This window comes from Gordonia sp. G4 (assembly GCF_057770005.1).
The window spans coordinates 4,402,942-4,415,776 of the sequence record NZ_CM173442.1 but is presented as its reverse complement, the minus strand read 5'-3'; the positions used below and the strand labels follow the sequence as shown (position 1 = coordinate 4,415,776).

The following is a 12,835-nucleotide window of genomic DNA, read 5'->3' as shown; positions in this document are numbered from 1 at the left end:
TTCGTCACAGGCGTGGTTCGCCGACCCACTGCGGCACCACCGGCCCCGGCGCGCGGGCGTCGGCATCAGCGGCCATCGCCAGAACCACCCCACGATCGGCCAGCCACTGTGCCGGATCAACGTTGACTCCCGTCGGGTCGAGAACCTCGAAATGCAGATGCGGGCCGGTCGACACCCCACGGTTGCCCACCGTGGCGATCGATTGCCCCATCCGTACTCGCGCGCCCTGCTCGAGCAGATTCTCGTCGTTGTGGCCGTAGGTGGTGATCGTGCCGTCATCGTGCCGGATCCGCATCCACAACCCGAACCCCTCGGCAGGTCCGGAGGTGATGACCTCCCCGTCAGCCACAGCGACAATCGGCGCACCCAGATCATTGCCGATATCAATGCCCTGATGGCCCCGTCCGTCACCGAAGGTGGACGTGATCTCACCCGCAGTCGGCGCCACCGCACCGCCACTACCGGGCAGCAGCGGCGTCGGCGTTCCGGGTTCCTGCGGCTGGGGGCCATGCGGCTCGTTCGGATCGTGCGGCACGATCGCGGCGATCAGGGTGGCCACCAGCCGAGCCAGCGGTAACGCGTCGATGATCCGGAACCCGTCTATCGGATCAATGAGCGAAAACGTTCCGAAGCACTGCAGCGCGGCCACACTGCCCGCATCGCCGACACTGCCCGACTGGGCCTGAGCGCCCAGGCAGGACGCCGCCTGCGTGATCGGCTTCCCCAAATTCGCCGCCGCGGCACCACCCAAAGCGGCCTTCACCGAGTCCTGCACGATCGCGATCAACTCCCCGGCCACATGTCCATCGGTCGAGGCCGCCGCCGGTGCGGTGGCAATCACAGGCGCAACGCCCACGCACACCGCCGCTGCCACCCCCAGCGCTTTGGGGCCCCACTGCTGCCCCGCCTTGACCCGTAGCGATGTCAACACCATCTGCATGCGGTCGGACCTTTCCCGCGGACGTCGTAGACCCACGCACGAGTGCCATGCGTGTACCCGCGAGATCACACCACAAGTCACTTGTGCCCCACCAGTCACACGCGGCTCCACTACGAAGCGAACTAATCAGGCATTAGCGGCTTTGTTTGCGCAGTTCACCGCCCGTTTTGTGGGTGCCGGGCAGGCGACTAACTACTATCGGTGTTAGTAGAATTGTTATCGAAGCGCCGCCGGGCGGTGGCGAAGTATCACTCTTGAGGAGGAGATCGATGAGAGTCACACGAACGGGTGTCGTCGTTGCTGCCGCGGCGGCTGTTCTGACAGTGGTGGCCGCGTGTTCGGACACCTCGACTGAGGATCATTCCTCGATGTCGGGGATGGGTACCAGCGCGGCCAGTACCGAATCCTCAGCGGCGGCCACTGCCGAACACAACAGCGCGGACATCTCGTTCGCCCAGCAGATGATCCCGCACCACACCCAGGCGATCATGATGAGCGACATCCTGTTGGAGAAGGACAACATCAACCCCCAGGTCGTCAGTCTGGCCCAGCAGATCAAAGACGCTCAGCAGCCTGAGATCGAGCAGATGCAGTCGTGGCTGAAGCAATGGGGAGCCCCACTCGAGGGCCAGGGACACAACATGGACATGGGTACGTCGATGGCGCCGGGTTCCTCCCCGATGCCGTCGATGATGGGCATGATGTCGCCAGAACAGATGCAGCAGCTACGCGACGCGCAAGGAGCCGAGGCGTCGCGCCTGTTCCTGACCCAGATGATCGAACACCATCGCGGCGCCATCGCCATGGCCAAGACCGAGATTCAAGACGGCCAATCGCCCGAGGCGATCGCTCTGGCACGTCAGATCGTCACTGATCAGGAGAGCGAAATTGCGAGGATGCAGCAGCTTCTCAACAACCCCTAGCGGTCGGACCTGCCCGGGTCGGTCTCGGCTACACACACATCGCGATCACCATCGCCGAGACGACACCGGACACCGCCAGCGTGGTCGGCACCGCCACCACACCAGCCACCGCCGCGGCAGCACCCACATGATGACGTCGCGACCGGCACCGGTGACCGGAGTCCAAGCGGCTCAACCGAGGCCCCACCGACGACGAATCGCTGATCGACAACACACCCACCGGGCCCGCTACAGGTCCCGAACGGGCCAACGTTCCCAACGCCGAGCAGACCGCCCGCGCACCCACCAGCTGGGCCGCGCGGGCATCGGCGGCTTGCTCGACCAAGCCGGCGACCTCACGGCCCGCGCGGCTGAACAACGGAATCAGCGGGAACGCACGCCCGAGAGCGCGGGCCGCCAACACCACGGTGTGATGACGTTGCCGCCGGTGTGCGCGCTCATGAGCAACGACGGCATCGAGTTCCTCACCGGACAACGCCGCCTGCAACCCGGTCGTGGCGGCAATGCCGGCATCCTTGCCCGGCAGACAAAACGCCATCGGCCGCCCGTCGGCGAGCCACCACACATCGGGATAGCGCTCACTGCGGGCGCCCACCAACCGCAACGACTGCAGATACTCCTCACGAGCACCACGCATCCGCACCGCCGATCGCACCGCGATCGTCACCGCTCGGACAATCGCTGCCCCGGTCACCACCGCCAGCACGCCACCGGAGATCGCCTCCACCCGCGGGGATGCGCCGTGTGACAACACCCGCAGACACGACACCACCTCGGACAACGAATGGATGCCGAAATGGCCGGGAACCGCCAGCGTCACAACAGCTCCCACCCACAACATCGCAAACACGACCTGCGCGGCCGGCCAGGCCACCAACACCCAACGAGCATCGATACGGCCCTGCACCCGAACCATCCATCGAGGCCACAACCAGCCCAGCACACCCGCGGCAACAACTAACACCACCGCTGCACTCATGGATGCTCACCCATCGTTCGCCTCGATCCTCGACGCCCCGCCGTCAGCTCGCTGAGACCCACACTCAACACACCTTCCCGGCGACCCACCACCTGCACCACCAGCCAGTATGCCCCAGAAGTTCGTCGGTGACGCCGCAACTCAGGCACCGACCGCGCCGCCAATTACTAGGTTTTATAGTAGTTAGTTGACGCGGGTTGACCCGGCCTGCGCGTACCAGTCCGAGGAATGCGCCGTGACCGAGAACCCGAAGGAGACGCACTCGCCCCCCGACGACCACCGTCGTCAGTATCTGCATGCCATGCGAGACGTCTACCGAGCACCCACGCCATACTCGACCCACCAGTTTTTCCACCGCGCCCACCACCTCAGCGTCACCTCGAACCGACGCCGCCACCTCGCCGCACACATCGGTCTCGTCCGCCACCTCGCTGCGATCGGCGACCTCTCCGGGGCACGTCACCACCTCGGCAACGTCCTCATCTCCCTCGTCCTCCAAAAGCATTGCGGCCAAAAGCCTTCACAGCCTTCCACCCCCATCCAGAAGTCGTGACCACGACACCCCCAGAGGGTTAGGGCGGCTCCTACCCGGTCTCGCCACCACCCCGATCACCACACCACCCACGCCCGAACTCAGTCCTACCCACACGAAAGTCCTAGCCGCTTGCCTGCCTCAACCCCGTCCAACCGCACCGCTGCGGTCGTCCTCGCAGTCATCGCCACGCTGATTGTGCTAACCGGCTGCTCCACCCGGGAACAACCCACATCCCCACCACCGTCGGCAACCTCAGCAGAGAGCGCAACACTGACCCCAGAACTCGACCACCTCCACGCCCTGCACATCCGCGCCGACGGCACTATCCTCGCCGGAACTCACACCGGCGTAATCGCCCTCACCGCAGATGGAACCACCAGCCGGGTCGGCGTCTCCGACGACGACTTCATGGGACTGGCCGGGGTAACCGGCTCTGATCGGATCTTCGCCTCCGGCCATCCCGGCCCGCGGAGCTCGGCACCCAACCCGCTGGGACTCGTCGCCAGCGAAGATGGCGGGCAGACATGGACACCGAGATCGGTGGCCGGCGACATCGACTTCCACGCGCTCGCCACCAACGGACAACTACTCGTAGGCTTCGACGGAATCAACGGCCTGCTCGTATCGACCGATGACGGGAGAAGCTGGACCCCCGGCGCGCCCCTGGCCGCAGCAGCACTCGCGATCACCGACCGCGGCGTATGGGCGACTACCCCAGATGGCCTGCAACACAGCACCGACGACGCCCAGACCTTCACAACCGTTCCCGATGCGCCGGCCCTAGCTCTCCTGGCGGCCGCACCCGATGGCACGCTCTGGGGCATCGACACCGCCGACACCGTCTGGCGCAGCCCAGACGGCACACACTGGGAACAACGCAGCACCATCAATAGTGTCAACGCGCTGGTCGCCAGAAACGCCGAAAATGCATACGCCGCAAACGAACAATTGCTCTACACGCTCAGCTAACGGACTCGTGTGGAGCAACGAAGGAAGGAGGCGACTCAGATCCGGACGCGCTTTTGATCACGTCCACTCCACCCACTCCACGAGCAGGATCTGACAGACGGTGGCACCCGGCCGACCTGGGTGGTCACTCTCGACCACCTGACGGCACCCAGAAACGCCACGTCTTCGAGACGTCACTGTCGTTATCGATGAGACGAGCAGCCCCGACTACCCCACGAACTTGCTGCGCGTGTCACAGCTGCGTGAGCACACCGAACCCGCGACCTCAAAGATCGCCTTGGGCGGGGACGGTTATCGAAGGCCGCCGGCTTCGGGCTGTGGATGCGAGTGCTGCAAGACGACGGCACGATCGGCGTGTATGGGCACATCAGCGAGACACTGGTGAGCGTCTGGCAGCGAGTCCTGGCCGGCGCGCAGATCGCAACGGTAGGAAACCGCGGCTACTCCACCGGCCCACACCTGCACTACAAGGTGTGGCAGCAAGATGGACCCAAACTCGATCCTGCACCGTGGTTGAGAACCCGGGGAGTCTACGTCGTCGGACGACCCGCCTTATCGGCGCGCGGGAGGTATGAGGACGAGTGGTCCCGCAGGTGTCGCGAGAGTTGTCGCACCACGGCCCCGACGTCGGCGAGCGGTGGCGAACACGCATCGGCGGGGACTACCTGTGGGGTGTCGCCACACGGCAATAATGAGGTCGACGTGACCGCTCGGCGGTCGCCCACCACGAAGACGTTTCGAACCTTCTCTCGCGCTGTGCAGCGGGTAGAGGAGCGCACAGCATTCAACTACTATCGTGGATAGTAAACCTAGTCCAGGCGCCGAGTGAGAGGGTTCGCCACAATCGATGGGCCGCGTAAGAAGGACTCGAGCTATCGAAGAGCCACGTGATCTCTTGGCGGCTTACGGTGCGCAGCCGCAGTGCTCGAGCGCTCGTGGATGCCGCGGGTCGGTCCGGGCAGGTATTCCGCGACTGCTGATGCTCGCAGCCCTGACGGCTGTGGTGATGTTATTGACCTCGTGCAGCTCAACCGGAGGCGCCGCCTACAGCAACGAGATTCAGGCCGTTGACAGCTTCGCCGACATCGCACAGCCTTCCATTGCTGTGGCCACCGAAGGTGGCGGTCGACTCGCGCCCAACGCGGTTGTCGAACCTGGGCTTCCTATTGTTGTCACGGCCAGCCGCGGCGCGTTGACAAACGTCCGTATCCCCACAGCCAGCGGCCGTCCCTTGGCGGGCTCACTGAGCGAGGACGGCTCAACGTGGACAAGCACCCAACCCCTGGGATATTCGAAGCGGTATTCCGTTCAAGCCGAGGCCGTGGGCGTGGGCGGTCGATCGGTCGTCTCGCAGCGCTTCACCACGACCTCACCGGAGTCACTGACCAGCGCTGCCATCCTCGGCGAGAAAACCGTCGGGATCGCCCACACAGTCGGGGTGCGGTTCGCCGATCCCATCCCCGACCGAAAGAAGGCACAGGCGGCGATCACCGTGTCGTCTGACCCCCAGATGCGGGGTGCGTTCTATTGGATCAGCGACTCCGAAGTCCGGTGGAGGCCCGAACGCTTCTGGACGCCGGGCACCAAAGTCAGTGTCGCCGTCAACATTTACGGAGTCGACCTCGGCGACGGGCTCTACGGCGACGAGAACTTGTCCTACGACTTCACGATTGGCCGAGCTCAGGAAATCGTTGCCGACGACAACACCAAAACGATAGTCGTCAAACGAGACGGCAAGGTCATCCGCACGATGCCGACCTCGTTCGGCAAAGACAGCACTCCGACGCCCCGCGGTATCTACATGATCGGAGATCGCGTCGAGCACATCATCATGGACTCGTCCACCTACGGAGTGCCTGTCGAGTCCGCAGCGGGATACCGCACACCCGTTCAATGGGCGGTGCAAATGTCCTACAGCGGCATTTACATGCACGGCGCACCGTGGTCGATGTCGGCGCAAGGCAGCAGCAACGTCAGCAACGGTTGCCCAAACCTGAGTCCCACTGACGCGGAATGGCTCGTGAAGAACACCCTGCGCGGTGACCCCGTCACGGTCAAGAACACCAACGCCGACACACTGCCGGGAGTTGATGGACTCGGCGATTGGAACATCCCGTGGCCACAATGGAAGAACGGCAACGCAGACACCTAGGCGCCCCCGCCTGGCTGGAGTTCGTCGACGCTCAGCACGTTCTTCCGACCATGCACGGCCGGGGCGAGTTCACGACGGGCTCACCCGCTCACTGTCTCAGGCGCTTCTCGCGGTGTACAGAACTTCGCTCGAATGCAGCACACCACCACTCGCGACGAGTGCTACTACCGGTCACCCACTGAGCCAGGGGTTAATTCACGAGGGCCGTTGGTCAGTCATGTCGAGACCCTGTGCGGGCGAACCGGTGCCGTGAGGATCAACATCAATAACGAGCAGCGGCGGCATAGCGTCCGTCGGTACTACCTGTGCGAGGCGAGGCTGATCTGGCCGCGTGGGACGACAACCACGCCGCGCGCCGTTCGGGTCTTCTTGGCCGATCCCGGCGTTCGTTTGGCCGGCGGACCGTGCACGGAGTGTCGTCAGAGACGTCAACCCGCACTTCGCCACCTTCGGTGCCAGCTCCCTTGCGGTTACCAACATTCTCGCCGACCCGCACGTCGACACCATCGACGACGACCCTACGGTCGATCCACCGCGCTACCTCTGATGGCCGAGCATTTCGGAGAGGACCCTAAAGACCTTGTTGTTGATGCGGTCGATGACCGGTGCGGCGATGGGCTAACCCCACTTTCCGGCTTCATATCCAGCATCCGCCCAAATGTCCATAATAGGTTCGTTGACAGGATGTGCGCCAGTTGTGGGGTAAATGAGCCATTCTGAAACGAATTAAAGCGACCTTTGCCGTCCGGTGTCACGATCTCATCGGAGTCTGGGTAGGCCAGGTATCCGCACTGAGCTTCGAGGCCACCCGCCGTGGCTTCTACGTCAGTACTGATCGACTCGGCATCCGCCGCCGCACCCACCACGAGGGCGTGAGCGCCACGAGATGCGCCCACTTTCAAAGACGACGTTGTGCTGCCGCGACACCGAGCCCTACCGCGGCCCGCGTCGCTCCCGCACAATCACCTTTACGTTGGAGTACGTCCGGGGCGGTCGCCTCGGACGCTCGTCCGCGGTTCGGGGCGTGGCTCGACAATCACCTGTGTGCCCTCGGTGGCTCGGCGTGGAAGGCCACCCCGGACCGTGACGGGTCGTTTCGGCCGCTGATTGAGAAGTGTTCGCGAACTTGTCGCTGTGTAAAGGTGCGCCGGCGAAACAACCCCTGACGAGGTCAACAGGTTCGAGCAGAGAGGTTCATGTGGTCGAAACAATCTGGGTAGGAATCGATGTCGGCCGTCACGCACACCACGCCGCCGCTGTGGACGACGCGGGGACGGTGCTGTGGTCACGTCGGGTACCGAACGATCAGGCGGCCATCGAAGCGATTGTGGACCAGGCGTGCCGTGTCGAATCGGTGGTGTGGGCGATCGACATGACCGCGCCGGAATCGGCCCTCCTCCGAGGGGTGTTGTCCCGCCGCGGCCAACACATTCGCTATGTACCTGGTCGCGTTGTGCACAGCATGACCGGCGCTTTCGCCGGCGAAGGCAAAACCGACGCCCGCGACGCGGTGGTGATCGCCCAGACCGCGCGCCTGCGTGGTGATCTCGCGACGGTCGCGGTCCCTGATGACGTCGCGATCGAACTCGACCTGTTGACCGGGCATCGCCGCGACTTGGTCACCGAACGCACACGAGGCATCAATCGACTGCGCGGCCTGCTGACCCGCATCTTCCCCGGTCTCGAACGGTGCTTCGACTACTCGACGTTGACTGGTTTGGCGTTCGTCACCCGCTTCACCACACCGTCGGCGATTGATGGGGTCTCCGACGAGGAGATTTACGACCACCTACGCGGTCAAGGAGTCCGCCGGCCGACCATCCCGAAGATGATCAGCAAGGCGCGTGCCGCCGCGGCCGCGCAGACCGTCGCTCTGCCTGGTGAGGCGACCACGGCATTGCTGGTGCAGCAGGCGGCTACCTCGCTGATGGCGCTCACTCGCCAGATCACCTACCTGGATAAACAGATCGCCGAGGTGTTCCGCCGAGACCGCCACGCCCGGATTCTTGAATCCGTACCCGGTATCGGCACCCGAAGTGGTGCCGAACTCATCGCGTTCACTGGTGGCGACCTCACGTCGTTCGGCTCGGCTGCCAAACTGGCTGCCTACGCCGGTCTTGCTCCCGTCCCGCATGATTCAGGTAACCGGCGGGGCACATTGCGTAGACCGCAGCGCTACCACCGGGGTCTGCGGAAGGTGTTCTACATGGCCGCACTCAACAGCTCGCAACGCGACGGACCATCACGGGAGTTCTACCAGCGCAAACGACGCGAGAACCGCTCTCACGTGCATGCGCTCATCTCGCTGGCCAGACGGTTGATTGATGTTGTGTGGGCACTCATCCGTGATGGCCGAGAATGGACTCCGAGGGGCGCCGGCCCGCCCATCGCGGAGGCTGCCGCCTAGCCCCTGAGATCATTCAGACGCCGCTGCACGCACCGCCGCGGTGAGGTCGTCGATCGTGTTCGGTTGTAGCCGATTCTCGTCGAGGAAGAATGTGGGGGTGCCTTGGACCCCGAGAGCCAGACCGTCAGCGACGTCGGCGCGGATCCGTTCGAGCGTGGCCGGGCTGTTGTAGACCGTGTCGAAGGCCGCCATATCGAGATCGAGGTCGACGGCGAAGCTACGGAACAGGTCGTCAGCGGGGACTTGCTGTTCGCCCCAATGGGTTTGGGTGGTGAACATGCGCTGGTACATCTGCTCGAACCGCCCCTGCTGGGCGGCGGCTTCGACCGCGCGAGCAGCACGTTCGGCGTTGAAGTGTCCGGGCATCGGAAAGTAGCGGACGACGAACGTAACGCGGTCGCCGTAGGTTCGCCGCAGATCCTCGATGACCGGGTAGATGGCTCCGCAGGCTTCGCACTCGAAGTCCAGGAACTCGACGAATTGCGCCCGGCTCTGCGCAGGCGACGTCAGCCGATGACTGTCGGGCCGGGTCACCAGATCAGACACCGCGGCGGTATCGGACGGGGCGGGTGTGGAAGTGTCCTGATCGACGAGGACGGCGACTCCGATACCGACGATAATGGTTACGAAGAACGCCCACGCGAACTTGGTTGGTCTGGTCATACGTTCAACGTAGAGGCGATGTCGGCGGGAATGAGGATCGGTCTCATCAGGCCGGGGGTTGCCTTCGGGGTAGCGCCCGGAATGTATGAACCTGATGTCTGTTCTCAGTCTTCATGGGTGCGCGCTACAAGCGGATCAGATTCTGTATCCGGCAGCGAGGAGTCTCTGGCGTTTCCTCTGGGAGCGGACCATCGAGACTCCGGGCAGACGGTGAGCCGGGCAGTGACCAGCGCGGCCAGCCGGGCCCTGCGCCGGATCGGGGGGGGGTCAGCGCTCGGGTGAATGCTGCGCTCGTTCGTCGGGACTCCTGAATGCGGTGAGGGTGATCAAGATGGCAGCGCCGCCGACGATGAATGTGTCAGCGAGGTTGAACGTTGGCCACCAACCGGTGTGGAGATAGTCAGTGACCACTCCGTCGGGGAACCGATCGATGAGATTGGCGCTTGCCCCGCCGAGGATCGCTGCTAACCCCAGCCGCCCGAGGTGCCCGGTGCCTGGCGCCATCCGCCAGGAGGTGACCGCGACGATGAAGGTGATGATTCCGGTGACTGTGGGCAGCACCCATGCCGGGGCATCGGCGGCGATCGAAAACGCCGCGCCCGGATTGAATGCCAGCCGCAGCTGCACCGGCCCCGTTCCGATGACTGCGCCGTCCGCGAGCGCGCTTGTGGCCCATGCCTTGACGGCCAGATCGGTGGCCGCGAGTCCGACAGCGACGGCCAGCAGCCCGCACCGCCGTGTGAGGCGTACGCGGCGGTGCGCCACCGGAACCGCGGTGATCACTGCCCGACCGTCACTACGGACGGAGTCCGCTGGCCAGTTCCGGTCCTCGCCCGGGCTAGCGCTTTGACCCGGCCGGCGCGGACTCCGTTGGCGATGACGACGATCTCGGCGAGTTCGTGGACGGCGACGACGGCGGCGAGGCCGAGTATCCCGAACAGCGCGAGAGGGATGAGGATCGCGATCAGGGCGAGGGACAGGCCGACGTTCTGCAGCATGATCTTCCGGGCGCGGCGGGCGTGATCGAGTGCCTGCGGGAGGGTGCGGAGGTCTTCGCCCATGAGGGCGACGTCGGCGGTTTCGATCGCTACGTCCGATCCCATTGCGCCCATGGCGATGCCGAGGTCGGCGGTGGCCAGGGCGGGAGCGTCGTTGATGCCGTCGCCGACCATCGCGGTGAACGAGTTCGTTCGGAGGTCGCCGATGATGCGGGCCTTGTCTTCGGGGCGGAGGTCGGCGTGTACGTCGTCGATGCCGGCGATCTTCGCCAGCGCGTTGGCGGTGGCGGTGTTGTCGCCGGTGAGCATCGCGACCGTGGCGCCGATGCGGTGCAGGTGCTCGATTACCGCGCCGGCTTCGGGGCGAAGCTCGTCACGGACGGCGACCGCGCCGATGACCTGACCGTCGTGTTCGATCAGGACGGCGGTGGCGCCGTCGGCCTGCATGGCCGCGACCCGCTCATCGAGCGGGCCGGGCTCGATCCAGTCGGGACGGCCCAGCCGCGCGGGCCGTCCGTCGACGAGGCCGGTCAGGCCGGCCCCGGGAACAGCCTGCACATCGCGCGCGGCGGTGGTCTCGCCGTGGGCGGCGAGGATCGCGCGGGCGAGCGGGTGTTCGCTGTGCGCTTCCAGCGCCGCGGCGACGGCGAGCACCCGCTCCTGGCCCGGAGTGCGGTCGCCCAGGCTGCTCCCGGTGCTAGGAGCAGCGGTGTCGGTGGGGGTGGTGGCGATGTCGACGACGGTGGGCCGGTTCGCGGTCAGAGTGCCGGTCTTGTCGAGGGCGACGGTGCGGACCCGGCCGAGGGCTTCGAGGGCGGCACCTCCTTTGACCAGGACGCCGATCTTGCTGGCGGCGCCGATCGCCGCGACCACGGTCACCGGCACAGAGATCGCCAGCGCACACGGCGACGCGGCGACGAGCACGACCAGGGCCCGTTCGATCCACGTGGCCGGGTCACCGAGCAGGGAGCCGAGGATCGCAATGGCGGCGGCGAAGATCATGATCGCCGGTACCAGGGGCTTGGCGATCCGGTCGGCGAGGCGTTGCGCGTCGCCCTTGCGGGACTGTTCGGCCTCGACGATCTGCACGATCTTGGCCAGCGAGTTGTTCTCCGCCGTGCTGGTGACATGCACGCTCAGGGCGCCGGTGCTGTTGATCGACCCGGCGTAGACCTGCGTGCCGGGTCCGGCTTCGACAGGCACGGATTCGCCGGTGATCGCCGAAACATCCAGTGCGGTGCGGCCTTCGGTGATGGTGCCGTCGGTGGCGATCCGCTCGCCGGGTTTGACCAACATCTGGTCCCCGACGGCCAATTCCGCCGGGGAGACGGTGACCGGGGTGCCGTCGCGGAGCACGGTCGCGGAGTCCGGGACCAGATTTAGTAGCGCCCGCAGCCCGCGGCGGGTGCGGGCGACGGCGTACTCCTCAAGGCCTTCGCTGATGGAGAACAGCACAGCGAGCATCGCGGCTTCGCCGACCTCGCCGAGGATCACCGCGCCGACCGCAGCAATCGTCATCAGGGTGCCGACGCCAATTTTGCCCTTCGCCAACCGGCTCAGGGTCGAGGGGACGAATGTCCACGCCCCGATCAGCAGCGCCACCCACTCCAGGGCGAGCGCGACCGGTTCGGGGCCGCCGGACCAGCTGGTGATGTACGCGGCGAGCAGGAACACCGCGGCCGCGGCGGCAGCCTGCAGCTCCCGCACCTGCCACCAGTGCTCCGGAGCCTGCTCGTCCTCACTGGCCGGTTCGTCGTGCCCGCATCCGCATGCGTCGCTCATCGCCGCACCCCCGCCTTCGTGTCGCCCGTTGTGCAGCAGGAGGTGGTGGCGTCGGTGCCGTAGTTCGGGCACAACACAACCGCGTTTCCGGTCGCTGCCAGGAGGGTTTCGGCGGCGGCGAGCACGTCCATCAGCTCCGGTCGGGCCAGGCTGTAGAACACCTGCCGCCCCTGCGGGCGGCCTTCGACGAGCCCACAGTCCCGTAAGCACGCCACGTGCGCGGAGACCGTCGATTGCGCCAACCCCAGCTCCGCCATCAGATCCGCCACCCGGGCCTCGCCACCGTGCGCGAGGCGGGTTGCGATTGCCAGACGGGTCCCATCGGAGAGGCTGTGGAACAACGCCACCGCGGGATCGAGGTCCGCCCCAGTCGCCACCGAGCACTCATTCATCGTCATATGACGATGATAGCGGCATTGTGTGCTGTAATCGAATCATCACGAAGAAGTGGCAGCAGGCGCGGCCGGGCGAGATGGTGGGAGCTGTT

General features: G+C 65.5%; 11 protein-coding genes and 2 pseudogenes. 6 read left to right on the top strand and 7 right to left on the bottom strand.

Going from position 1 to position 12,835, the window contains the following annotated elements; all coding sequences use genetic code 11:
* Positions 1-4: 4 nt before the first annotated feature.
* On the bottom strand, positions 5-940 hold the full coding sequence (locus AC3B5T_RS19940) for a M23 family metallopeptidase (RefSeq protein WP_055477282.1): 936 nt from the start codon (positions 938-940) through the stop codon (positions 5-7).
* Positions 941-1,209: 269 nt separating this feature from the next.
* On the opposite strand from AC3B5T_RS19940, the gene AC3B5T_RS19935 reads away from it, so the two are divergent.
* The gene (locus AC3B5T_RS19935) at positions 1,210-1,863 is read left to right on the top strand and encodes a DUF305 domain-containing protein (RefSeq protein ID WP_055477285.1); all 654 of its coding nucleotides are present in this window, start codon (positions 1,210-1,212) and stop codon (positions 1,861-1,863) included.
* Positions 1,864-1,891: 28 nt separating this feature from the next.
* Here AC3B5T_RS19935 and AC3B5T_RS19930 read toward each other — a convergent pair whose 3' ends face one another.
* Complete coding sequence (locus AC3B5T_RS19930) at positions 1,892-2,842, bottom strand: M56 family metallopeptidase (RefSeq protein ID WP_055477283.1); 951 nt, start codon at positions 2,840-2,842, stop codon at positions 1,892-1,894.
* A gap of 235 nt (positions 2,843-3,077) precedes the next feature.
* On the opposite strand from AC3B5T_RS19930, the gene AC3B5T_RS19925 reads away from it, so the two are divergent.
* The 4 genes and pseudogenes from AC3B5T_RS19925 (at position 3,078) to AC3B5T_RS19910 (ending at position 6,498) form a co-directional block, all read left to right on the top strand.
* Positions 3,078-3,395 carry a hypothetical protein gene (locus AC3B5T_RS19925; protein WP_010844644.1) on the top strand — a complete coding sequence of 106 codons (318 nt, stop codon included), beginning with the start codon at positions 3,078-3,080 and terminating at the stop codon, positions 3,393-3,395.
* 111 nt (positions 3,396-3,506) lie between these two features.
* Positions 3,507-4,346: a F510_1955 family glycosylhydrolase gene (locus AC3B5T_RS19920; protein WP_055477284.1), complete on the top strand. Its 840-nt coding sequence runs from the start codon at positions 3,507-3,509 to the stop codon at positions 4,344-4,346.
* A gap of 300 nt (positions 4,347-4,646) precedes the next feature.
* Positions 4,647-4,889 (top strand): annotated as a pseudogene (locus AC3B5T_RS19915) (M23 family metallopeptidase); the annotation flags it as partial.
* A 436-nt stretch (positions 4,890-5,325) separates the two neighbouring features.
* The gene (locus tag AC3B5T_RS19910; RefSeq protein ID WP_006357614.1) at positions 5,326-6,498 is read left to right on the top strand and encodes a L,D-transpeptidase; all 1,173 of its coding nucleotides are present in this window, start codon (positions 5,326-5,328) and stop codon (positions 6,496-6,498) included.
* Between the two features lie 618 nt (positions 6,499-7,116).
* Here AC3B5T_RS19910 and AC3B5T_RS19905 read toward each other — a convergent pair.
* A pseudogene (locus AC3B5T_RS19905) lies at positions 7,117-7,361 on the bottom strand (hypothetical protein).
* A gap of 335 nt (positions 7,362-7,696) precedes the next feature.
* Between AC3B5T_RS19905 and AC3B5T_RS19900 the strand changes: the two are divergent.
* Positions 7,697-8,905: an IS110 family RNA-guided transposase gene (locus tag AC3B5T_RS19900; RefSeq protein WP_005193666.1), complete on the top strand. Its 1,209-nt coding sequence runs from the start codon at positions 7,697-7,699 to the stop codon at positions 8,903-8,905.
* A gap of 9 nt (positions 8,906-8,914) precedes the next feature.
* On the opposite strand, the gene AC3B5T_RS19895 is transcribed toward AC3B5T_RS19900, so the two are convergent.
* The 4 genes from AC3B5T_RS19895 to AC3B5T_RS19880 all read right to left on the bottom strand — a co-directional run bounded on the left by AC3B5T_RS19895 (position 8,915) and on the right by AC3B5T_RS19880 (position 12,746).
* Complete coding sequence (locus tag AC3B5T_RS19895) at positions 8,915-9,568, bottom strand: DsbA family protein (RefSeq protein ID WP_005193670.1); 654 nt, start codon at positions 9,566-9,568, stop codon at positions 8,915-8,917.
* A gap of 267 nt (positions 9,569-9,835) precedes the next feature.
* A complete protein-coding gene (locus AC3B5T_RS19890; RefSeq protein ID WP_005193672.1) occupies positions 9,836-10,351 on the bottom strand; it encodes a signal peptidase II in 516 nt (171 codons plus the stop codon).
* A complete protein-coding gene (locus AC3B5T_RS19885) occupies positions 10,348-12,348 on the bottom strand; it encodes a heavy metal translocating P-type ATPase (RefSeq protein ID WP_005193676.1) in 2,001 nt (666 codons plus the stop codon). The genes AC3B5T_RS19890 and AC3B5T_RS19885 overlap by 4 nt, the downstream gene beginning before the upstream one ends.
* Positions 12,345-12,746 (bottom strand): ArsR/SmtB family transcription factor, encoded by a 402-nt coding sequence (locus AC3B5T_RS19880; RefSeq protein WP_010844639.1) that lies wholly within the window; start codon positions 12,744-12,746, stop codon positions 12,345-12,347. The genes AC3B5T_RS19885 and AC3B5T_RS19880 overlap by 4 nt, the downstream gene beginning before the upstream one ends.
* Positions 12,747-12,835: the final 89 nt, after the last annotated feature.

Bases quoted from the DNA above. Each gene is read 5' to 3' on its own strand.
- AC3B5T_RS19935 (WP_055477285.1), top strand. From the start codon at position 1,210: ATGAGAGTCACACGAACGGGTGTCGTCGTTGCTGCCGCGGCGGCTGTT.
- AC3B5T_RS19885 (WP_005193676.1), bottom strand. From the start codon at position 12,348: ATGAGCGACGCATGCGGATGCGGGCACGACGAACCGGCCAGTGAGGAC.
- AC3B5T_RS19910 (WP_006357614.1), top strand. From the start codon at position 5,326: ATGCTCGCAGCCCTGACGGCTGTGGTGATGTTATTGACCTCGTGCAGC.
- AC3B5T_RS19940 (WP_055477282.1), bottom strand. From the start codon at position 940: ATGCAGATGGTGTTGACATCGCTACGGGTCAAGGCGGGGCAGCAGTGG.
- AC3B5T_RS19930 (WP_055477283.1), bottom strand. From the start codon at position 2,842: ATGAGTGCAGCGGTGGTGTTAGTTGTTGCCGCGGGTGTGCTGGGCTGG.
- AC3B5T_RS19895 (WP_005193670.1), bottom strand. From the start codon at position 9,568: ATGACCAGACCAACCAAGTTCGCGTGGGCGTTCTTCGTAACCATTATC.
- AC3B5T_RS19880 (WP_010844639.1), bottom strand. From the start codon at position 12,746: ATGACGATGAATGAGTGCTCGGTGGCGACTGGGGCGGACCTCGATCCC.